This is a genomic window from Streptomyces sp. NBC_00988 (assembly GCF_045162645.1).
GTDB lineage: Bacteria > Actinomycetota > Actinomycetes > Streptomycetales > Streptomycetaceae > Streptomyces.
Genome location: NZ_CP108730.1, coordinates 2,294,054 through 2,314,073, shown reverse-complemented (window position 1 = coordinate 2,314,073; position 20,020 = coordinate 2,294,054). Strand labels below are relative to the sequence as shown.

Annotated in this window: 18 protein-coding genes and 4 pseudogenes; 10 read left to right on the top strand and 12 right to left on the bottom strand. The window is 67.1% G+C overall.

The genetic code is table 11. From position 1 onward, the window contains the following. Positions 1 to 7 precede the first annotated feature (7 nt). The 3 genes and pseudogenes from OG496_RS10580 to OG496_RS10570 form a co-directional block, all read right to left on the bottom strand. Positions 8 to 445 carry an ankyrin repeat domain-containing protein gene (locus tag OG496_RS10580; protein ID WP_405970590.1) on the bottom strand — a complete coding sequence of 146 codons (438 nt, stop codon included), beginning with the start codon at positions 443 to 445 and terminating at the stop codon, positions 8 to 10. Positions 446 to 484: 39 nt separating this feature from the next. Further along, positions 485 to 1,365, bottom strand: a pseudogene (locus tag OG496_RS10575) (IS5 family transposase). A 131-nt stretch (positions 1,366 to 1,496) separates the two neighbouring features. Next, the gene (locus OG496_RS10570) at positions 1,497 to 1,931 is read right to left on the bottom strand and encodes a MarR family winged helix-turn-helix transcriptional regulator (protein ID WP_405970589.1); all 435 of its coding nucleotides are present in this window, start codon (positions 1,929 to 1,931) and stop codon (positions 1,497 to 1,499) included. Between the two features lie 59 nt (positions 1,932 to 1,990). Here OG496_RS10570 and OG496_RS10565 point away from each other — a divergent pair, with 59 nt between their 5' ends. From OG496_RS10565 to OG496_RS10555, 3 genes are all read left to right on the top strand, one after another. After that, a complete protein-coding gene (locus tag OG496_RS10565) occupies positions 1,991 to 2,596 on the top strand; it encodes a non-oxidative hydroxyarylic acid decarboxylases subunit B (protein ID WP_405970588.1) in 606 nt (201 codons plus the stop codon). Then, positions 2,596 to 4,080, top strand: a complete 1,485-nt coding sequence (locus tag OG496_RS10560; RefSeq protein WP_405970587.1) for a UbiD family decarboxylase — start codon at positions 2,596 to 2,598, stop codon at positions 4,078 to 4,080. The genes OG496_RS10565 and OG496_RS10560 overlap by 1 nt, the downstream gene beginning before the upstream one ends. 198 nt (positions 4,081 to 4,278) lie before the next feature. Next, entirely contained in the window at positions 4,279 to 5,157 is an 879-nt protein-coding gene (locus OG496_RS10555) for an SDR family NAD(P)-dependent oxidoreductase (RefSeq protein ID WP_405970586.1), read from the top strand. Positions 5,158 to 5,520: 363 nt separating this feature from the next. Here OG496_RS10555 and OG496_RS10550 read toward each other — a convergent pair whose 3' ends face one another. The 5 genes and pseudogenes from OG496_RS10550 to OG496_RS10530 all read right to left on the bottom strand — a co-directional run. Next, on the bottom strand, positions 5,521 to 7,182 hold the full coding sequence (locus OG496_RS10550) for an IS1182 family transposase (RefSeq protein ID WP_405976603.1): 1,662 nt from the start codon (positions 7,180 to 7,182) through the stop codon (positions 5,521 to 5,523). A gap of 104 nt (positions 7,183 to 7,286) precedes the next feature. Next, positions 7,287 to 8,141: an IS3 family transposase gene (locus OG496_RS10545; protein ID WP_405970585.1), complete on the bottom strand. Its 855-nt coding sequence runs from the start codon at positions 8,139 to 8,141 to the stop codon at positions 7,287 to 7,289. Then, positions 8,077 to 8,448: a transposase gene (locus OG496_RS10540; protein WP_405970584.1), complete on the bottom strand. Its 372-nt coding sequence runs from the start codon at positions 8,446 to 8,448 to the stop codon at positions 8,077 to 8,079. The genes OG496_RS10545 and OG496_RS10540 overlap by 65 nt, the downstream gene beginning before the upstream one ends. A gap of 54 nt (positions 8,449 to 8,502) precedes the next feature. Then, entirely contained in the window at positions 8,503 to 8,631 is a 129-nt protein-coding gene (locus tag OG496_RS10535) for a hypothetical protein (RefSeq protein ID WP_405970583.1), read from the bottom strand. Positions 8,632 to 8,739: 108 nt separating this feature from the next. Then, positions 8,740 to 9,507: pseudogene (locus tag OG496_RS10530) on the bottom strand (MFS transporter); the annotation flags it as partial. Positions 9,508 to 9,625: 118 nt separating this feature from the next. On the opposite strand from OG496_RS10530, the gene istA reads away from it, so the two are divergent. Next, the gene (gene istA / locus OG496_RS10525) at positions 9,626 to 11,044 is read left to right on the top strand and encodes an IS21 family transposase (protein WP_405976602.1); all 1,419 of its coding nucleotides are present in this window, start codon (positions 9,626 to 9,628) and stop codon (positions 11,042 to 11,044) included. Further along, on the top strand, positions 11,041 to 11,811 hold the full coding sequence (gene istB, locus OG496_RS10520) for an IS21-like element helper ATPase IstB (protein ID WP_405970373.1): 771 nt from the start codon (positions 11,041 to 11,043) through the stop codon (positions 11,809 to 11,811). The genes istA and istB overlap by 4 nt, the downstream gene beginning before the upstream one ends. Positions 11,812 to 11,866: 55 nt before the next feature. On the opposite strand, the pseudogene OG496_RS10515 reads toward istB, so the two are convergent. Both OG496_RS10515 and OG496_RS10510 read right to left on the bottom strand, forming a co-directional pair. Beyond that, a pseudogene (locus OG496_RS10515) lies at positions 11,867 to 12,700 on the bottom strand (MFS transporter); the annotation flags it as partial. Between the two features lie 109 nt (positions 12,701 to 12,809). Further along, positions 12,810 to 13,823 (bottom strand): NAD(P)/FAD-dependent oxidoreductase, encoded by a 1,014-nt coding sequence (locus OG496_RS10510; protein ID WP_405976601.1) that lies wholly within the window; start codon positions 13,821 to 13,823, stop codon positions 12,810 to 12,812. 94 nt (positions 13,824 to 13,917) lie between these two features. On the opposite strand from OG496_RS10510, the gene OG496_RS10505 reads away from it, so the two are divergent. From OG496_RS10505 to OG496_RS10495, 3 genes and pseudogenes are all read left to right on the top strand, one after another. After that, the gene (locus OG496_RS10505; RefSeq protein WP_405970582.1) at positions 13,918 to 14,505 is read left to right on the top strand and encodes a helix-turn-helix domain-containing protein; all 588 of its coding nucleotides are present in this window, start codon (positions 13,918 to 13,920) and stop codon (positions 14,503 to 14,505) included. A 128-nt stretch (positions 14,506 to 14,633) separates the two neighbouring features. Next, positions 14,634 to 15,092 (top strand): annotated as a pseudogene (locus OG496_RS10500) (class I SAM-dependent methyltransferase); the annotation flags it as partial. Positions 15,093 to 15,127: 35 nt separating this feature from the next. Further along, positions 15,128 to 15,436, top strand: a complete 309-nt coding sequence (locus OG496_RS10495) for a transposase family protein (RefSeq protein ID WP_405970581.1) — start codon at positions 15,128 to 15,130, stop codon at positions 15,434 to 15,436. Between the two features lie 72 nt (positions 15,437 to 15,508). Here the strand turns inward: OG496_RS10495 and OG496_RS10490 are convergent, their stop codons facing one another. Both OG496_RS10490 and OG496_RS10485 read right to left on the bottom strand, forming a co-directional pair. Then, positions 15,509 to 17,200 (bottom strand): ISAzo13 family transposase, encoded by a 1,692-nt coding sequence (locus OG496_RS10490; RefSeq protein ID WP_405970580.1) that lies wholly within the window; start codon positions 17,198 to 17,200, stop codon positions 15,509 to 15,511. 332 nt (positions 17,201 to 17,532) lie between these two features. Continuing rightward, a complete protein-coding gene (locus tag OG496_RS10485) occupies positions 17,533 to 18,645 on the bottom strand; it encodes a PAS domain-containing protein (protein WP_405970579.1) in 1,113 nt (370 codons plus the stop codon). A gap of 295 nt (positions 18,646 to 18,940) precedes the next feature. On the opposite strand from OG496_RS10485, the gene OG496_RS10480 reads away from it, so the two are divergent. Together OG496_RS10480 and OG496_RS10475 are read left to right on the top strand one after the other, a co-directional pair. Further along, entirely contained in the window at positions 18,941 to 19,414 is a 474-nt protein-coding gene (locus tag OG496_RS10480) for a nuclear transport factor 2 family protein (protein WP_405970578.1), read from the top strand. A 25-nt stretch (positions 19,415 to 19,439) separates the two neighbouring features. Further along, positions 19,440 to 19,988, top strand: coding sequence for a TetR/AcrR family transcriptional regulator (locus OG496_RS10475; protein ID WP_405970577.1), 549 nt, complete (start codon positions 19,440 to 19,442; stop codon positions 19,986 to 19,988). Positions 19,989 to 20,020: the final 32 nt, after the last annotated feature.

Below are 20,020 nucleotides of genomic sequence, written 5' to 3'. Positions count from 1 at the left end.
GCGCTAGCTACGGAGTTGGGTGAGTTGCCGGTTGCGCCCCTGCTGCCCGAAGGATCTCGGCAGTGTCAGGGTGAGGGCCGCTGTTCGCCCAGTCCAGCGGGGACTTGCCTGTGCCGTGGTCTTCGCGAAGGTTGGGATCGGCGCCATGCGTCAACAACTGCCGGATCGTTTCGGTGTGCCCCCAGCAGGCGGCTGCGCAGAGCGATGTGCCCTCAGAGCCGAGGCCGCTGCTTTCGGTGTCGGGAGAAGCCCCGTCTTCGATGAGCAAACGAGCTGTCTCGGCTTCGCCCTGCACTGAAGCCAGGTACAGCGGAGTGGTGCCGTCACTGTTCCGTCTCTCTGGACTTGCTCCACTGCGCAGCAGGGCCTTCGTGCACATGGCGTCACCTGCCAGGACTGCTTCGAAGAGGTGGCGGGAGAGCTTCTTCTGCTGGCGCTGCTTCATAGCCGGTGAGGCTAGCGATTATGAGTACGCCGGAGCCATTCATATCCATTCGTTGATCGCCGCGACCAGCACAGTGGCTTCGTAGCGGACGGCGAGTTTGTCGTATCTCGTGGCCACGGCTCGGTGTCGCTTGAGGCGATTGATCCCGCACTCGACCGCGTGGCGCTCGCGGTAGTCGGCCGGATCGAAATGCGGCGGCCGGCCGCCACGGGAGCCGAGCTTCTGGCGGTTGCGTGCCTGGTCTGCCTTGTCGGGGATGGTGCAGCGGATCCCGCGTCGGCGCAGGTAGGCGCGGTTTTTGCGGGAGGCGTACGCCTTGTCGGCCCGCACGCGATCGGGGCGGACGCGTGGCCGGCCCGGCCCGGCCCGATGCGAGGCACGCGAACCTTCTCCAGCACGGGTTCGAACTGCGGTGAGTCCCCGCGCTGCCCGGCGGTCACCACGATCGACATGGGCTTCTGGCCTTGCTCGACGGCCAGGTGCAGCTTGGTGGTGAACCCGCCGCGCGAGCGTCCCAACCTGTGATCATTCGGCTCGGTGAACACACCGCCCGGTGGTTCCTTCTGCAGATCACCCTGCTTGCGGGCCCCGGCCGCATGCTGATGAGCGCGGCACACTGTGGAGTCGACGCTCAGTTCCCACGTGATCGCGCCTTTCGCGTCGGCCAGGGACTGGAGCCGGGTGAGGATCCGGTGCCACGTGCCGTCCCGCTGCCACCGGCGGAACAGGTCGTAGACCCGGTTCCACGGTCCGTATCCGACCGGGATGTCTCGCCACGGCACTCCGGTTCGGACCCGGAACCGTATGCCGTCGATCAGTTGCCGTCGAGGCCAGATCGGTGGCCGCCCCGCCCTGGCACCCTTCGGCAACAGTGTTTCCAGCACCGCCCACTGTTCGTCTGTGAGATCTCCCCGACCCATGATCTGTGATCATGCACAACCCAAGATCCACTTTCGATACATGACCTAGTGCCGTCTGGCCGGCCGTCGCTGGTTCTGGTTCCGCAACACGGATCCGGTCCGCATACGGGTGGCAGGCCTCTGGCGGGCAATCATGGTGAATGGTCTCCAAGGCGTCGCAACAGGACGATCAGATGGGCGAAGCCTTCCTCGCTCATGATCTCTTTCACCTCCTGATCGATTTGCAGAAAGGTTCCCCGTCCCTCGTCGAGGGCTCGCCTGCCGCCGTCGGTGATGGTGACCAGTCTGCGCCTGCGGTTGTCCGCGTCGATGATCTTGTTGACCAGGTCGAGTTTCTCCAGTCCGGTCAGCAGTTGGGTGAGTGTCGAACGGTCGATCGAAGCCCGCGCGCCCAGCTGTGACTGATCCAGCTCGCCATGCTCGGCCAGCATGGCGAGCAGCAGGTATTGCGGCGGGGTGAGTTCCAGGTTGTATTGCCGCCAGATCGCCGCCCATGCCTGGTTTGCCCGGCGCAGCTGAGTCAGCAGGTTGTGCACGAGGTCGTTCTCTGCCTTGACGTCCACCATAACCCAAGCATACTCTGTGTACGGAACGTCAGTACACGGAAGGTTGCGTTAAGCACACAATGCGACTGATTGTAGGGATGACCGGGGCCACTGGTGCGCTGCTGACCGTGCGGCTACTGGAGGAACTGCGGCGACATCCGGACGTTGAGACTCACTTGGTGATCAGTAGGTGGGGACGTTCGACGGTCAAATTGGAAACTGGGCTCAGTGCCCGGGAGCTGGCCGCGTATGCCGACGTTTGTTATTCCCCAGGCGACCAGGGGGCTGCTATCTCGTCGGGTTCGTTCAAAGCCGACGGCATGGTCATCGTGCCGTGCAGCATGAAGACTCTCGCCGGTATTCGGTCCGGCTATTCGGAGGGTCTGATTGCGCGGGCTGCCGACGTCACCCTAAAGGAGCGCCGTAAGCTTGTTCTGGTGCCCAGGGAAACACCGCTCAGTGAGATCCACCTGGAAAACATGCTGGCATTGGTCAGGATGGGCGCATCAATGGTGCCGCCGATGCCGGCGTTTTATAACGCACCGCGCACCATCGACGACCTCGTCGACCACCTGGTGGCACGCGTTCTCGACCAGTTCGACATCGAATCCGTCCGGGTCCGTCGATGGGAAGGGCTCCCGGAATCCTTGCCGCTCAATGACAATAGCCCGAGAGGGGTAGCGTAGTGACCCGAATCAAGGATCTGCGGGAATATTTGCACGCTCTCGACGAGCTAGGCGACTTGAAGGTAATCAAGCGGGAAGTCAGCGCTGATCTCGAAGCCGCCGCCATCACCCGGCTCGCCTACGAGCGCGGCTTGCCGGCGCCGTTGTTCGACAGGGTGACGGGAGCGGCTCCGGGTTTCCGGCTATTCGGCGCTCCGGCAGGGCTCAGTTCCGTACAAGGCAAACCGTGGGCGCGCGTCGCGCTCTCGCTCGGGCTGCCGCTCGATCTCACCCCGGAACAACTGGTCGAGAAGCTCATCGCGACCTGTGGCGCAACGCCGGTTCCGCCAGTGGCCGTTTCCCGCGAGGCCGCGCCGTGCAAGCAGAATGTCCTGCTCGGCGATGAAGCTAGCCTCGACAGGTTTCCTGTGCCGAAGGTCCACCAGGAAGACGGCGGGCCCTACCCGGGCACCTGGGGCGTCATCATCGCCCGGACTCCCGACGGACGATGGACGAACTGGTCGATCGCACGGATCATGATGATCGACGGGAAGCACATGACCGGCATGGTCGTGCCCCCGCAGCACATCGGCCAGGTCTGGCAGGAATGGGCGGACATCGGGAATCCGGTGCCCTTCGCCCTTGTCCAAGGAGGTCACCCGGCCATCTCGTGCGTGGGTGGAATGCCATTTCCCGACGCTGAGGTGGACGAGTCTGGCTTCATCGGCGCATTGCTCGGTGAGCCGCTCGAGGTCGTCACCTGCGAGACCTCAGATCTGCAGGTGCCGGCTAGTGCGGAGATTGTAATCGAAGGGCACCTGTCGGTGGGGCGAGACGCCATCGAGGGACCTTTCGGTGAAATGCACGGCTACATGTCCGCGGACACCTCAGCGCAGCCGATCTACAGCATCGAGGCGATCACCTACCGCGACGACCCGATCTGGCCGATCGTGCCTGAAGGTCGCCCGGTGGATGAATGTCACACGATCTCAATGCCTGGGCTATCAGCCGCGGCGCTGAAGGAGCTACGTTCGGCCGGTTTGCCGGTCACCATGGTTTGGCTGCCGACCTACGCAGCCAATCATTGGCTGGTGATTACCGTTCCACAGAACTGGCGGGAACGGCTTCCAGGCATCGACTCCGCAGAATTCACGCGCCGTATCGATGAAATCTTGCGGTCCACCCGCGCCGGCCAGATGATGCCACGGGCGTTCGTTCTCGACGACGACATCGACCCGTTTAACGACCAAGAACTAATCTGGGCGCTGGCCACACGCGTTCATCCGGTGAAGCGGGTCAAGGTGAGCGAGGGCTGGGCGACACCGCTGCACACTTGCTTCACCCCGGAGGAGAAAGTCGCCGGACGTGGGCCTCTCGTCATCCATGACGGTCTGCTCCCCGCGCCCGGCGAGGGTCGGCTCGCCCACAGCTCGTTCGCCGGTGCCTATCCGGGGGATCTGCAGAAGCGTGTTCTCGAAGCCAACGACTGGGGGCTTTCCCAGTGACATCCACTCGCTCGTTGGCCTGGGTCGCGGCCAATGCGCCTTGGGCGGTCCGGTCCATTGTGGCCGAGGCCGGTCAATGAGCGATGCGGCGTGAGGTGCTTGACGCGACAGCCGTAGGAGTCTGTGTGTCCCCGGGCATCGCGGTGACTGCCCAACCAATTGAACAGACGATTCGGATCTACAACCGAGGAAGAAGTCATGGACGAGCTGAGGTTTGATGGCAAGACGGTCATCGTCACCGGAGCGGGCCGAGGGATCGGACGCGCCGAGGCGGAGTTGTTCGCCCAGCGTGGCGCGGCAGTCGTAGTGTGCGACATCGGTGCGGCGGACGGAACACCGAGCCGCGAGGACCCGGCGGAGATTGTCGTCGCCTCGATTCGAGACGCTGGCGGTGAGGCGGTGGCGTGCCACGACTCAGTGGCAACGGAGGCGGGGGCTGCCGCCATCGTTGCCACGGCCATCGACACCTACGGTCGTGTCGACGCAGTCGTCAACAACGCGGGCATTTTCAGCACGAAGCCGTTCGAGGACCTCACCCTCGACGATCTCCAGGCCCAACTGGACGTGCATGTGAACGGAGCGTTCCTCGTCAGCCGTGCGGCCTGGCGGCACCTGTGCGCCACGGGTGAGGGGCGTGTGGTGAACACGATCTCCGCCGCCGTCTGGGGCGCCGTAGACGTAGCCCACTATGGGACGGCCAAAGGAGGCGTTCTCGGGCTCACCCGCAACATGGCCGTCGCTGGGGCACCACACGGAGTCGCAGTCAATGCCGTGGCCCCTGCCGCGAGCACGAGAATGATGGATGCTACGGCCGCTTCGGTGGACGCCCAGATCGTCGATCAGATGCGCCAGACCATGCCGGCGGAACTGGTGGCACCTGTCACCGTGTACCTTGCACACCCGGCCTGTCGATTGACCGGCGAGACGCTGCGGGCATCCGGCGGGAAGGTGTCCCGCCTCGCTGTCCTCTGCAGCCGCGGCATCAGCGACCCGCAGCTGACCCCGGAGAGCCTCGTGTCCAAGCTCGACGACCTTCTCGATCTGTCCGGTGGCGAGGTCGTACAACCGCAGGGATGACCTGCTCGTCTCTATAGCAGGGTTTGATCAGCTGCAGTCGTGGGCGGCGCGCCCCTTCGTTCGAGCCTGGTGCTGGTGCTGGTGCTGGTGCTGGTTCGGGTGACAGGCTGACCTTGTGGGGGCTCGAAAAGTCATCGCCGCAGGTCAAGTCGCGTACTGGTACTGGTTGATGGCTCCGCCGAGGATACGTGTGCGTCGGAGCTTGCACGGTGTGCCCTGAGCTTGTTGCGCTTTGACGGACACCATCGGTGTGGTGGTCAGGCTGCGAGTGCGGTCTCGTATTCGGCGGGACTGCGGTGGCCGAGGCTGCTGTGCAGTCGGTGCAAGTTGTACCAGCCCTCGATGACCCCGTTGCCCAATTGCTTATGCGGCGAGGTCCAGGGCGGCGAGGTGTGATGTCCGAGTGGGGGCGAGGGGTTGTCCAGTCCACCAGGCGTCGAGTCGGAGCAGGTTGACGGCGGTGGCCGTGAGGATGTGTGCGAGGGTGGTCTTCCCCAGTCCCGTGTAGCGGGTTCTGCGTCCGCCGGTGGCTGTGACCGCCTGGTGGATTGTGCCCTCAATGCCGGAGCGGATCGCGTAGACGGCCTTCCACCCCTCTGTGGACTGCTCGGCGCGGACGTGTTCGAGGACGGCGTCTTGATCCTGCGGGCGGACGGTCAGCTGCCGGCCGTAGCGTGTCGAGTTGGTGCACTGCCCGCGGGAGGGGCAGGGCGCGCAGGTCTGGGTGGCGAAGCGGATGCGGGTCGCGGGTCGCTGATTGTTGTCGAGTCCCTCGGTCCAGAAGCGGCTGTGGGCGCCGACGGGGCAGATAGCCCGGCGAGCGTCCCAGTCGATGGTGAAGGATGCCTTGTCGTAGCCGGTTGCTTGGACGGTGCGGCGGGTCATGGGCCGGACCGGGCCGATAACGCGGACGCCTCGCTGGCTGGGCGCTGTGAGCAGGAGTTCCGCTGAGATGTAGCCGGCGTCCATCAGGTGCTCGCCCGGCAGCAGGCCCTTGGTCTCGAGCCGGTCGTGGATCTCGTCGACGACCACGGGGTCGCCGACCGTGGCGTCCGTGGTCACCACATGCGTGATCAGGTGCGGTCGGCCGGTCTCCTTGGCGTCGCATGTCTCGGTGAAGTGGACCTTGTAGCCGTCCCAGGCCGAGCCGCGCTTGACGGCGTTACGGGAGTCGGGGTCGTAGGGCGAGGTGATCGGTGCTCTGCTGGGCGGGAGCTCGTCCTTCCCCCGCCAGGCCTCCTCCTGCACCCCGTCCGTGATCGTGCGCTGGAACTGCTGGAGCCATACCGTCCGTAGGATGCCGACGGCCGGGACCTGCGGCAGCCAGGCCGGGGCACTGGCCGCGAAGGCCGCTTCGAGAAACTGGTAGCCGTCGGCCGCGATGCGCCAGGTCAGTTGGGTTCGCTCGCTTTCGTCGCTGGGCAGTCGGTAGGAGTCGACTCGGGCTCCGTATCTTTCCTGCCAGCCCCCGGGCATCCAGGAGATGAGCCACTGGGGCGCCGCGACGGCAACCGCCTCCAGCGCAGCCCGCAGGGTCTCGCCGACGAACTCCAGGCGGTTGAGATCCCTCACCGCGGCGAGGATGTGGGTGGAGTCCGTGCGCTGCCGGCCCCGGCCTGACACGAGTCCCAGCTCGTTGAGGCGTTTCAGCAGCAGATCCAGGATCTTCCCTTCCAGCCCGTGGGCCAGGAGCCGGTCGCGGAAGCCCGTCAGCACGGTGAAGTCGAAGCCTGGATCGGCCAGTTCAAGGCCGAGCAAGTACTTCCAGTCGATTCTCGCTCGTACCGCGTGGGCGGCCTGGCGGTCCGTCAGGTTCTCCGCGAACTGCAACACGCTGACCAGTGCCAGCTGCCCCGGCGCGACACCGGGTCGGCCACGCACACCGAATGCGGACCTGAAGATCTCGTCGCCGAACAGCGGACCAAGCGCGTCCCGCACCCGCATCGCCAGACAACCCTTTGGAAACGCAGCCCATGCCACCAGCCGCGTCCCCTCAGGAACCTCCCGACCGGCGCCCGCCCGCATCGACACCCGACCCTCCGCCCCAAGACCGAATCACAGGCCTGCTGCCCAAGCCCCACCTCAGAGTCCGCCCCTCGACCACCCGCCACGACCGAGATCAAAGGCATTCACCCAATTGGGCAACAGGGTCCCTCGATGAAGTCGAAGATCGCGGTGCGGGCGGCGGCCCGGCTGGGCCAGGAGCTAGTGTCGAGCAACTCCTGTTTGATGGTGGCGAAGAACGACTCGGCAAGCGCGTTGTCCCAGCACTGCCCGGTGCGGCCGACCGACAGACGGATGCCGAACTCCGTTGCCAGAGTGGCGAATTGCTGACTGGTGCACTGACAGCCGCGATCCGAGTGAAAGATCACCGGCCGCGCGGGACGACGATCGCGGCAGGCGGACTGGAGAGCGTCGGCGACCAGTTCGGTCCGCAGGTGGTCGGCGGTGGACCAGCCGACCACGCGGCGGGAGGCGATGTCGATGACGGTGGCCAGATAGAGCCAGCCCTCCGCGGTCGGCACGTAGGTGATGTCACCGCTGTCGGCGTACACGTGAACGTGAGTACGCGGACAACCGCACCATCGGGTGTCGAGGCCGTCCGGGTCGGGAGCGAAGTCGCGGACGAGAAGGTCGGGCCGGGCGGCGGCCCGCGGGTCGGGGACTGTTGTCAGATGCCGTCGTCTGCGGTGGCGGCCCTGCAGCCCGGCGTCGCGCATCAGCCGGGCGACGCGGCGCCGTCCGCAGTCCTCGCCCTGTCGTTGCAGGGCGGCATGGACCCGCGGGACCCCGTAGGTTCCACGGGACCGCTCGTGGACTTCCGTGATCTTCTCGGTCAGTTCGGCGTCACGGACCGCCCGCGGGCCGGGATTGCCGGTGCGGCGGGCGTAGAAGGCGGTTCGGGAGACCTGCAGCAGTTCACACGCACGCTTGACGCTGTGACCGCCATGCTTTTCCGCCTCGATGAACGGGTGGACCGTCACCGGGTCTCCTTGACGCGAAGAAAGCTGTCGCCCGCTTGAGGACCTCGACGTCCTCGCGCAGCCGGCGGTTCTCCCGCCGCAGCGCGGCCAGTTCCTCGCGTTCGCTGCTGGTCAGTCCGTCGCGTTCGCCCGCGTCGACTTCGGCCTGGCTGACCCACAGCCGCACGGCGGTCTCGGTCAGGTCGAAGTCCTTGGCGATCTGGCCGACCGAGCGGTCACCACGCCGGCACAGCTCGACGATCTCGGCCTTGAACTCCGGCATGAACGAGCGGCGAGGGCGTGGCTTCTTCTTCCCCATACTCTCCATGATGGACATCCTCCCGGGGCAGAACCCCTGATCTCGGATGTCCGTCAAAGCGGATTAAGCCCAACTGGCGGCACTCACGTCGGCGAGCACAGCCTCGTACTCGGCGCCGACGGGCGAGATCATCGAGACGGTCACGGTGAGCAGGACCTTGGCGCGGCCTTCACGGACTTTGGTCCGGGTCACGAAATCGGCGCACGATCAGCCGGACCGGGATCCGTCGGCTGATCGTGCGCCGGCGAACGCGATGTTCACGGCCCCGGTGTGTCTGGTGTGCGTCTGGCTCGTGTGCGGTCAGCGGGCGGCGAGGGTCTCGGCGGTTTCTGCCTCGGCGGTGACCGCAGGTGTCGCGTTCTTGGGGCCGCGGAAGACGATGTAGACGAGCAGGGCGCCCATGACGGTGGCGCCTGCCCACATGGACTGCTGCCAGCCGTCGACGAAGGACTGCTGGGCTGCGTGGAGCAGGTCCTGGGCGTGCGGGCCGGCGTTGCTGGCTGCTTCGACGGCGTTGGCAACGCCGTCGCGGGCGGTGTCCGCGGTTCCCTGGGGGATGCCGTGCAGCCGGTTGTCGATGGCGCTGCGGTAGCCGTTGGCCAGCAGCGCGCCGAGCAGAGCGACGCCGAGTGCGGTACCGAACTCGCGGGTGACGTCGTTCAGGGCGGAGGCCACGCCCTGCTTGGCGCGCGGCAGGGACACGGTGATGGCGGTGGTGGACGGGGTCATCGACAGACCCATGCCCAGTCCAATGGGGAGCAGTCCGGGCAGGATGGACACGTAGCCGCCCTTGGCGGAGACGAGCAGGGCCATGAGTGCGAGACCGAGTCCGGCCAGCGCGATGCCCGCGGCCATAGTGGAGCGGGAACCGATGCCCGCGGCGAGCTTGGGGGCCAGGCCGGAGGTGGCCATCATCATGACGGCCATGGGCATCATGGCGGCCGTGGACAGCAACCCGGACCAGCCGAGCACGGCCTGGAAGAACGGGAAGAGGACCACGCCGATGCCCGCCTGGACACCGAAGACCACCAGCAGTGTGATCGAGCCGCCGCTCAGGCCGCGCTGTCGGCGTACACATGAACGTGCACAGCCGCGTACGGATGAACGTGCTCAGTTCTTGATGCGGTGAGGGTGGTGTGTCGGCAGTCTACTGCTGTGTCTTCGGGTGGCAGAGAGGCGGCTGACGGTGGTCCTTGACCCGCATCGCTGGCTGGAGTTGAGGCGTTTTCGCGGTCTGTACGAGTCCGGGGCGATGAGCCTGTCGGAGATCGCGAAGGCGACCGGGCTGAACCGTCGCACGGTCAGTAAGTATCTGTCGGGGCAGGTGCCGATCGCGCCGCCGAAGCGGGCGCCGAACGGGAAGCCGAAGGCTCGGGTGGTGGACGAGGTCGCGCCGTTGATCGACGCGATGCTGCGGGCCGAGATCCTCATCAAGGGGGCGGTGATCCACGAGCGCCTGGTCAAGGAGTACGGCTTCACCGGCAACTACCAGCGCGTGAAGATCTACCTGCAGGAAGCCCGGCCCCGGATCGCGGACGAACTGGGCATCAGCCCGGGCGAACTGGCGGGTCTGCACCGCCGGTTCGAGGTCGTCCCCGGTGCTCAGGCCCAGGTCGACTGGGGCGACGAGGGCAAGATCCTCTCCCATGTCGGGATCCCGAAGGTCTACTCGTTCCACATGACCTTGTCCTACTCGCGTGATCCGTTCTGCTGCTTCACCACCAGCCAGGACCTGGCAACGTTCTTCGACTGCCATCGCCGCGCGTTCGTGCACTTCGGCGGGGTGCCCATGACGAGCGTCTACGACCGCACCAAGACCGTGGTCCGTCGCCATGTCGCTCCCGGCGAGGCGGTTCCGCTGCATCCGGAAGCGGTGGCCTTCGCCGGGCACTACGACTTCGACATCGACGTCCTGGCCGCCTACCGCCCGACCGGGAAAGGACGCGTCGAGCGCCAAGTCCTGATCGTCCGCGATCATGTTCTGGCCGGGCGGGCGTTCTCCTCCATCGAGGAGATGGACGCCGCGTTCACCGCCTGGGTGCCGATACGGCGGGCGAAGGTCCACGGCACCCACGGCGAGGTCATCGGGCATCGCGCCGTCCGTGACCACATGGCTCTGAGGCCACTGCCGCAGACTCCGTATGTGGTCGCTCAGCGGCATCTGCGGCACGTCGGCAAGGACTGCCTGGTCGCCTTCGACGCGAACCTCTACTCGGTGCCGGCCCGCAAGGTCCGCGCCCGTCAACTGGTCGAGATCCGGGCCACGAAGTCGCAGATCATCCTGCACTCCACCGTCCCCGACGCCAACGGCGAGACCCTCCTGGCCGTCCATCCGAGGGCAGTCGGCCGCGGCGCCCGCATCGTCGACGACAAGCACTGGGACGGCCTGCCCAAGGGCGACAACCGCCGCGTCACCACCGGCGACGTGACGCCCCAGCCCCGCCACCAGGACGCTCTGGGCGACGAAGCCGGCCCGCTCAGGGCTCTGCTGAACCGGACAGCGGCCAGCGGAGTCGAGGTCAGCCGCCGCCCGTTGTCGGTCTATGACGAGCTGACCGGCACCCGCCCCTTCACCCCCAACTCCACTAGGAAGGAAGCCCGTTGAGTCAGCTGGTCACCGCCCGCATCCGCAGCACGGCCGCCAAACTCGGCCTGCCCCACCTGGCCGAGAGCCTGAACCAGTACGCCGAGCGGGCCGAGGAAGGCAAGCTCGGCTACCTCGACTTCCTCGATCTGGTCATGGCCGAAGAGCTCGCCGTCCGCGACGACCGGCGTTTCCGTCAGGGCCTGCGGCTCTCCAAGCTGCCGCACCACAAGACGCTGGACGACTACGACTTCTCCTTCCAGCCCGAACTCGACCCGCGCAAGGTCAAGGACCTGGCCACCCTCTCGTTCGTCGAGGCCAAGGCCAACGCAGCTCTGCTCGGCCCGCCGGGAGTGGGCAAGACACACCTCGCCGTTGCTCTGGCCGTCGCGGCCTGCCGGGCCGGATTCTCGATCTACTTCACGACGCTGGACGACATGGTCCGCCAGCTGAAGACCGCCGAAGCAGCCGGCCGGCTGACCAGCAAGCTCCGTTCCTACCTGCGGCCCAGCGTCCTGGTGGTCGACGAGGTCGGCTACCAGCCCCTCGAACGCGCCGAGGCGAACCTGGTCTTCCAGGTGATCTCCAAGCGCTACGAGAAGGGCTCCATCATCCTGACCTCGAACAAGACCTTCAGCGAGTGGGGCCAGGTCTTCGGCGACGAAGTCCTCGCCACCGCGATCCTCGACCGCCTCCTGCACCACTGCGACGTCATCGCGATCAACGGCCCCAGCTACCGGCTCAAGAACCGACTCGCCGCCATCGAGCGCGAGACCGAAGTGGCCTGAGAGCTGAGCACGTTCATCTGTACTTGGCTGAGCACTTCAGGGAGTACGCGGACACGCGCTCGCGGAACAGCCGCACGTCCAGCAGTGCGCTGTCGCGGTGGTGCAGCTCCCAGGCCACGAAGCCGATGGCCGCGAGGAGACCGACGGCGAGGCTGATCAGAGTGATGGGGGCGGTCCAGCCGCGTTCGGGGCCTTCCTGCAGGACGAAGATGAGGCCGGTCACGGCGAGGGTGGAGAGCAGCGCACCGGCGGTGTCGAAGCGGTGGGCCGAGGTCTCGCGGGAGTTGGGAACCGACTTAGCCGTCATGGCCAGGGCCGCGAGGATCAGGGCCACCGGCAGAGCGAACAGCCAACGCCAGGAGGCGACGTCGACGAGGAGGGCGGAGAGGAACATGCCCAGGATGCCGCCGCCGCCGGCGACGCCGGTCCATACGCCGATCGCCTTGCCGCGCTGTTCCTCGGGGAAGGTAGAGGTGATGACGGCCAGGGTGATCGGCATGATCATCGCGGCGCCGATACCGCTGGCGGCGCGTGCGGCAATCATCACCTCCGCCGTCGGGGCCAGGGCCGAGACGACGGTGGCGACGCCGAAGAAGCCCAGTCCGGCGAGGAGCATGGGCTTGCGTCCCAGGCGGTCACCGATGGCGCCGAGCGGCAGCAGCAGGGCGGCCAGGGCGAGGGTGTAGATGTTGATGATCCACAGGACCGTGTTCTGCGAGGCACCGAACTCCACTGCCATGTGGGTCTGCGCGACGTTCAGCCCGGACACCGAGGCGATGACCGACATCAGCGCGATGGAGACGGTGATCAGGACCGTCCGCAGCTGACGCGCGTCTGGGCTGCCTTCGCCACTGGCTGGCGCGGCTTGTGGGGGCTGGGGTGTGCTCATGGATTTCCTCACAAAATAGGCATGCCGAGCTGACGCCGGGCAGGGCCGGTCGGTGGGTGAACGGGGCGAGTTGGGCCGGGCGGTCGGCTGGGCCCCCGGGGAGGCGTTGTCAGGGGGCGGGTGTCTCGCCCCGCGCGGCGGCGAGCGCGGCGTCGGTGTCCGCGGTGACCAGCACGGCGTTGATGTGGGAGCCGGCCAGGGCGCCGGCCGCGGCAGAGGCGCCGACCTGGGCGGCAAGGTCGGTGGCGTTGCCTGCCACCCACACGCCCGGCACCTCGGTGGTGCCGGCCATGCCGGAGGCGAAGCGGCGGCCCATGTGGTCTGGCAAGTCCTCCATGGGAAGCTTTAGCGCGTCCAGGCCCTCGGTGCGGGCCTGCATCTGTGTGGCGACCGCGAGGACGCGGCGGCCCACAACCTGGCCGCTGGTCAGGCGCAGCCCGGCGAGGGTGCCGTCCTCGTGGTTGACGACCTCCTGCACCGGGGTGTCGACGATGGGGATGTTGCGGGCGGCGAAGCGGGCGCGGGTGTCCTCATCCAGGGCAGTGCCGTGGGTGAAGTAGGTCAGGTCCTCGGTCAGTTGGCGGAACAGGAATGCGTGGTGGACGGAGGCCGGGCCGGTGGCGAGGACGCCGATGGCCTGGTCGCGGACCTCCCAGCCGTGGCAGTACGGGCAGTGCACCACACTGTCTCCCCAGTGTTCGGCGAGGCCGGGGACCTCGGGCAGCACGTCCCGTAGACCTGTGGCCACCAGGAGGCGGCGCGCGGTGATGCTGTGGCCGTCAGCCAGGGTGAGGGTGAAACGCAAGTCTCCGTCGGCCGACGGGGCGGTTGGGGCGGCAGAGGCCACCGTGCCAAAGACGATGTGTCCGCCGTACTGGCGGACCTGCTCCCGGCCCCGCCGGAGGATCTCGCGCGGCTCGGTGCCGTCCAGCACGATGAAGCCGTGCATGGCCGCAGCCGGCGCGTTGCGCGGGGAGCCGTTGTCGATCACGACGACCGACCGGCGGGAGCGGACCAGAGTCAAAGCACCGTTCAGCCCTGCGGCGCCCCCGCCGATCACCACTGCGTCGATGGTTCCACGGGGCAGTGCGTCGCTCGCGTACGGAGAAGTCGTCATAGCCATGTCCTCCTGCTGTTTCGTCATGCGTGGTCCCAGACACCGGACCATCTACACAGACGCTAACCCCGCATTGCATCTAGGGCATATAATGTTGCTCATGCCGCAAGAAAGTGGAGAGCTGGACGGCCTCGTACGCAAACGAATCCGCGCGCTGCGGGTGGCGCAGGGCCTGTCACTGGAAGAACTGGCCACCCGCGCCCACCTCAGCCAGTCCTCACTGAGCCGCATCGAGAACGGCCAGCGCCGCCTCGCACTGGACCAGCTGGTCACCCTCGCCCGCGCCCTGGATACCACGCTGGATCAGCTCGTGGAGACCGCCACCGACGACATCGTCACCAGTCCGACGATCGACAGCACCCACGGCCGGATGCGCTGGACCCTGAAGGCCGACCCCGGCATGAGCGTGGTGCGCCAGCGCCTGACCGACCCCCCGCCCGACAACTCCGCCCGCATGCGCGCCCACCCGGGGCGCGAGTGGCTCGTCGTACTCTCCGGCACCGCGATCCTCATGCTCGGCCAGCGCCGCTTCCGCATCGAGACCAATCAGGCCGCCGAGTTCCCCACGATGATGCCGCACGCGATCGGCGCCGGGGGTGGACCCTGCGAGATCCTGGGTCTCTTCGACCGCGACGCCCGCCGCGGCCACCAGCGCGACGACGGCGACGCTCAAGGCCCTCCCGAATGACGCCGCGAGCCGCACGACGGCCTCCGTAGCGGTGCCCTTTTGCGCGTCACGCAGCACCTACGGCCATCGCCTTGCGCAAACAGGGAGACGGTACGCCTCTGGCGCATAGTCGACCTACGGTGAAGAGCATGAACCAAGCACACACGCACACCCCCCACCACGGCGTTTCGCACGGCCACCACCACGAGCAGGACACCAGCGGTCAGGCGGAGATCCTTGACCTGGACGCCGAGGTCCTCGCCGAGCACACCGCCTCCATCGCCGCGTCGCTGCCACTGAAGACCGCCCCCGGCCACATCGTGGACCTCGGCTGCGGCACGGGCGCGGGCACCTTCGCCCTCCTCGACCGCTTCCCCGACGCGCACGTCACCGCCGTCGACACGTCCGCCGAACACCTTCAGCGCCTGCGCACCAAGGCGTGGACCCGCGGTGTCAAGGAACGCGTGCGCACCGTGCAGGCCGACCTCGACGACGCCTGGCCCGACCTCGGCTCGCCCGACCTGATCTGGGCATCGGCATCGATGCACCACATGGCCCACCCCGAGCGCGTTCTGCGCACCGTCCACGACGCGCTCCCGCCCGGCGGTTAGGCCTGGTCAAGCTGCTTACGGACGGGGCCTTCGTGGAGATCCTGGCCGACGCCGGCTACCAGGGACTGGGAGCACAGACGGGCAGACGCGTGGTCACACCACCGCACCGCAAGTTCAAGAAGAACGCCCCGGAATGGTACGAGGAGATGCATGAACGCCAGCGCAAGGCCCACTCTTCCCGACGCATCCGCGTCGAGCATGGCATCGCCCACCTCAAGAACTGGCGGGCCCTCGCCAGGCACCACGGCCGCCGCGAGCACATGACCGACATCATCCAAGCCGTCGCCGGGCTCCACTCCCACCAGCAGACCGCCACGCTGTCCGGCGATGGGCAGATGTGAACCTGAAGGCGGACCACGCCTCTCGACGCGCCAACGCCAACCATGCACGAGCTCGTTAGGGCCCGTAAAGAATCAACACGTTGCTGCGGTCTCTCTCGTGAGGGTCACGCCGTGTGCGGTGGCGTGGACGAGGAGTCCTGCCACGGTGTTGAGGTGTGCTGCTGGGGGCCGGGGTGTGTGTGCGTGCTGGTCCATCAACCGCCGGATCTCGCTGGTGGTGTGGCGGATGGTGTCCTTGCTGACGGCGAAGAGGTGGGCCAGCACGGTAGGCGGCAGGGCGAGGTTTTGTTGCAACACGGTGACCAGGACCCGGTCGGCCAGGTCGAGTTTGGCTTTGCGGCCGCCGCCCGGAGCCCGGCGTCGCTCGCCGCCGTCGCGTCGGGCGGCGGGGTCCTGTTTCTGCAGCGTCCGCCAGTCGATGGTCAGGGTCTCGGTCAGCTCGGTCAGTGCGGTGCAGGTCATACCGGTCAGCGCGGGATGTGACAGAGCTCCGCGGTCGAAGACCGCCGTCGGCCCGGGCGTTGGTCCGGTGGGGCCTGCCGGGCTGGCGGGGTGGGGGTGCACGGTGTAGTTCCAGCTGCCCTGAAAGGCATGTCCGGTGACCGGCACTGCGTTCAGCTCCGCATCGCTGACCTTCATACCGGTGGGATAGGCGCCGGTGTCGAGTTCGGCGTGGACGGTGAGACCGGTGCGGGTGGTGGTCGCGGCGATGGACTGCACGACGACCTCGTGGCTGTTCAGCGGTCTGCCGCGCCAGTTCATGGTGATCGCGGAGAACAGCCGGTGTTCCACCTTGTTCCACTTTGATGTGCCCGGCGGCATGTGGCAGACCGTGATGGTCAGGCCGGTCCGGGCGGCGAACGCAGCCAACTCGGTCTTGAAGGCCCGGGTGCGGTAGCCGTTGGAGCCGCCGGCATCGGCAGTGATCAGCAGCCGGCCGGCCTGCGGGTAGTCGAGGCGTCCTTGCCCGTTCCACCAACGGTTGATCGATTCGACGGCGAAGGCTGCGGTGTCGTGATCCGTACCGACGTTCACCCAGCCGGTGTTCGCCGCCAGGTCGTAGATGCCGTAGGGCAGGGCCTTGCCCAATGCATCACCGGGGAAGTCATGGACGTCAACCCGCACGGGTTCACCGGCCGGCCTCCATTGGCGTCCTGTATTCTTGAACTCCCCGACGACTTCCTTCTTTTTCGTGTCCACACTGACCACCGGCTCGCCGTCTGCCTGATGGTCTTTGGCCTGGTCGTTGATGTACCGGAACTGCGCGTCCCGGTCGGGGTGTTGAGCGCCCTCAAGGGTCTTGGCATTGGCCTGCAGACTGAAACCGTTCTCCCGCAGCAGCCTGCCCACGGTCGGCGCCGAGGCGGCATGGCCCTGCCCTGTCAGCTCCCCGGCCAGAGACCGCAGCGACCTGGTCGTCCACCGCAGCGGCGACATCGGATCGCCCCGCTCATCCGGCTCGACCAGCGCCAGCAGAGCTGGAACGAGTAGCGGGTCAAGCTCCTCGGCGCTCTTGCGACCGCCGCCGGCCCGGCGCACCCGGCCATCGGGCAATGGGTCCTCACCGCCCTCCAGCTCGAAGACCCCCTTGCGCACCGTCGTCTCGCTCACCCCTGCGGCGTGGGCGACGGCCCGGACCCCGCCGTGGCCCAGCAGCCGGGCCTCGGCGGCCAGCGCCAACCGCTGCTGCCGTTCATTCAGATGAGGTAACAACACCCCAAGTTTCAGGGCAAGTTGGTCACGAACCTCGTTCGGTATGGGCATACCACACCAACGACAGGCAGACCGGGAAGCAACGTGTTGATTCTTTACGGGCCCTTAGTTTCCTTCCGCCGACACTCTCGAAGAGTGGTCTGCGCTCCAGTGCAGGACCGGTCCGACTGATGTGTTCGTACCGGCGTACACGCGCTCGGGGCCGCCGCCTCCAGGCTCTCCAACCCGGGCGGCGGGCAGCCACTGCTGAGGAACACGTGATGACGACGATGCAGCTGACGGCGGCCGGGGCCGGGACGTCTCGCTCCCGGACTTGCTGATCAGCACGCCGGAGGACTTCCTGACGCAGATCGAGCATGAGGCGGGTCGCCTGCACTGCGAGGTCATCTGATGTGAAGTCCTCCGGAGTGTGCGCGCTTCGCAGGGGCAGCATCGCACCCAGAGGCGTGTCGCGAGCCTGGATGGGGACCGCGATGAGCGAATGGACGCCGTCGCGTCGGAGACGTTCCGCCTCGGCCGGATTCCTCTGGACCAGTCGGCGACCTTCCGGTCTGTGAGGGTGTGCAGCTCCGGTCTCCCGCTTCGCAGACATGAGGCCAGGGGGATGAGACCGGGTGCACGACCAGCTCGCCGGGAGCGAGGTGGCCGAACGGCGTCCCGGAGTGGGGGAGGAACGCCGTTCGGCGTAGCGTGAGCCGGCCGACGGGCACGGAGGTCGGCAGCTTGCCCCCGAGGACCTTGCCCAACAGATCGACCGCGACGGCGTCGGCGAAGCGTGGAACGACCACCTCGGCGAGTTCCCTGCCGGTGCCCCACACGTCCAGGCTCATCCCCAGGCGTGTGCGGGCCTCGTTGATCAGGGCTATACGCTTCCGCAAACCGTACTGCTCCGAGTAGTCGTAGATGCACGTGGCCACTGCATGCGTCTGGTCGTTTTCGTCGGTGAGCGGGAAGGTGTCGATGGCCCAGGCAGGCGCCTGAGGCTCCCCGGGGGACCGGACATACGCTTCCATGGATTTGGGAACACCGGGCTCGGCCACCCGCAGCAGCTGCCGTGTGATCTCCGAAAACCCGGGTCCGGTGAGGAACTCCGTGACGTTGTGCCCCCGCAGTTCCGCTTCGGACGATCCGGCTGCTCGGGCCATCGCCTGATTGGCGCACAGCAGCCGGCCATCGAGGTCCGTGACCCCGATGGCGATCGGGTTCCCGTAGAACGCCCAGGTCAGAAGCTGGTCATCGTCCGGAGGGTGCGAGTCCGCCTCGTGTGCGACGGTCAGGAGATACCCGGCCCGCCAACCTTCCAGGATCAGTGGGAAGACCAGCGGCGAGCCGTCGACCCGGACACCCCGGCGATGCCGGAACGCCGGGCCGTCGGCCGAGAGCAGGGCGTCGAGGGGCCGACCGATGACGTCGTCGGCAGTGAACTCCAAGAGCGCGCGTGCGCCGTTGCTCCAGCAGATCACCGTGCGGTGGGCGTCGGCGACGATCACGACCACGGCCGAATCCGTCACCGCTCTCACTCCCGTCAAGGGGCTGCTCCGCGGCACTGCGGAGTCGTTCATTGCGCCTCACCTGGCCTCGACGGACGACAAACCTTCTCCACGATGGTCCCGCGTGGCAGACGCACGCAAGGCGAACGGGTATGGAGCCCGTCGGACTGACCTGGACCTGCGGTCATGCCCGGGATGCCTCCCGCCCCGGTTGAGCGGCGGACTGGGCTGCGGACCGACTACCAGCAACGGCTGCTGCATGGTATGTTATAGGTCGACCACTAACGCAATAGGAGTGGATATGACAGCCCAAGAAGTCGACGCCAACCGCCGTGCCGCCGCCCAGCACGCTGTAGCCGAGCACCTGCGCCTCACCGCCGCAGGGCACACCGAGGAGTGGGTGAAGCTGTTCGCCCCGGACGCGGTGCTCGAGTTCCCATACGCCCCGGACGGCGTGCCGAAGCAGGTCACGGGACGAGACGCCCTGCTCGCCCACATGCGCGGCTTCCCCGAGACCTTTGACGTCAAGTTCGTCGACCTGGTGTTCCACGACACGGTCGATCCGAGTCTGGTGATCGCCGAATTCCGCTCAACGGGCACTGCACTGCCGACCGGCAAGCCGTACGAGCAGACCTGTATCTCCGTCGTCCGCACTGACGACGACGCGCGCATCACCCATTACCTGGACTACTGGAACCCGCTGGTGGCGATCGAGGCACTCACGCCCCACGACGTGCCGTCCGACTCTGGCCGCAGCGTGACTTTTGGACGGTGAGGGGAGCCGTGTTTGACTGACACCCATGCCTGCCGCCGGTACCAGCACGAAGAGTGACGAACGACGTCGGGCCATCATGGCCGCCGCGGTCGACTGCTTCGCGCAAAAGGGTTTCTACGGTACGACGACGCACGAGATCGCCGAGTGGGTCGGCATCTCTCAGCCGTATCTCTACCGCCTGTACCCGAACAAGGAAGCGCTGTTCGCGGCAGTGGTCGACCACGTGTCCGTCATCATGACCGACACGCTGGTCGCTCACTCGCCGGCGTCGAGTGGGGCTGGGCCGGCGCCCGAGGCGGCGTTGGATGCGGCGCGCGGCGCCTACGCCGCGCTCGTCGCGGACCGGAGCATCCTGCGTTTCCTCATGCACGCGAACTGTGCCGCCGGCGAGCCGCTGGTGGGGCAGGCCGTGCGGCGCTGCTACGCCAAGCAGGTTGACACCGTTGGGCAGCTGCTGGGCGACGACGACGCCGTGCGGCGCTGGTTCGGCGCTGGAATGCTCGACAACGTGGTCGCCGTGCTGGGTCTGGCCGACATCGATGAGCCGTGGGCGCACGTCCTCACCGCTCGATGACCGGAGGGAAGCGGGTTACCGGCGGTGGCCGC

Excerpts from the sequence above, each read along its gene's own strand:
- OG496_RS10505 (WP_405970582.1), top strand. The coding sequence starts at position 13,918 with ATGCCGCAAGAAAGTGGAGAGCTGGACGGCCTCGTACGCAAACGAATC.
- OG496_RS10555 (WP_405970586.1), top strand. The coding sequence starts at position 4,279 with ATGGACGAGCTGAGGTTTGATGGCAAGACGGTCATCGTCACCGGAGCG.
- OG496_RS10540 (WP_405970584.1), bottom strand. The coding sequence starts at position 8,448 with ATGGAGAGTATGGGGAAGAAGAAGCCACGCCCTCGCCGCTCGTTCATG.
- OG496_RS10480 (WP_405970578.1), top strand. The coding sequence starts at position 18,941 with ATGACAGCCCAAGAAGTCGACGCCAACCGCCGTGCCGCCGCCCAGCAC.
- OG496_RS10570 (WP_405970589.1), bottom strand. The coding sequence starts at position 1,931 with ATGGTGGACGTCAAGGCAGAGAACGACCTCGTGCACAACCTGCTGACT.
- OG496_RS10550 (WP_405976603.1), bottom strand. The coding sequence starts at position 7,182 with ATGCGGGCGGGCGCCGGTCGGGAGGTTCCTGAGGGGACGCGGCTGGTG.
- OG496_RS10490 (WP_405970580.1), bottom strand. The coding sequence starts at position 17,200 with ATGCCCATACCGAACGAGGTTCGTGACCAACTTGCCCTGAAACTTGGG.
- OG496_RS10565 (WP_405970588.1), top strand. The coding sequence starts at position 1,991 with ATGCGACTGATTGTAGGGATGACCGGGGCCACTGGTGCGCTGCTGACC.
- OG496_RS10475 (WP_405970577.1), top strand. The coding sequence starts at position 19,440 with ATGCCTGCCGCCGGTACCAGCACGAAGAGTGACGAACGACGTCGGGCC.
- OG496_RS10510 (WP_405976601.1), bottom strand. The coding sequence starts at position 13,823 with ATGGCTATGACGACTTCTCCGTACGCGAGCGACGCACTGCCCCGTGGA.
- OG496_RS10580 (WP_405970590.1), bottom strand. The coding sequence starts at position 445 with ATGAAGCAGCGCCAGCAGAAGAAGCTCTCCCGCCACCTCTTCGAAGCA.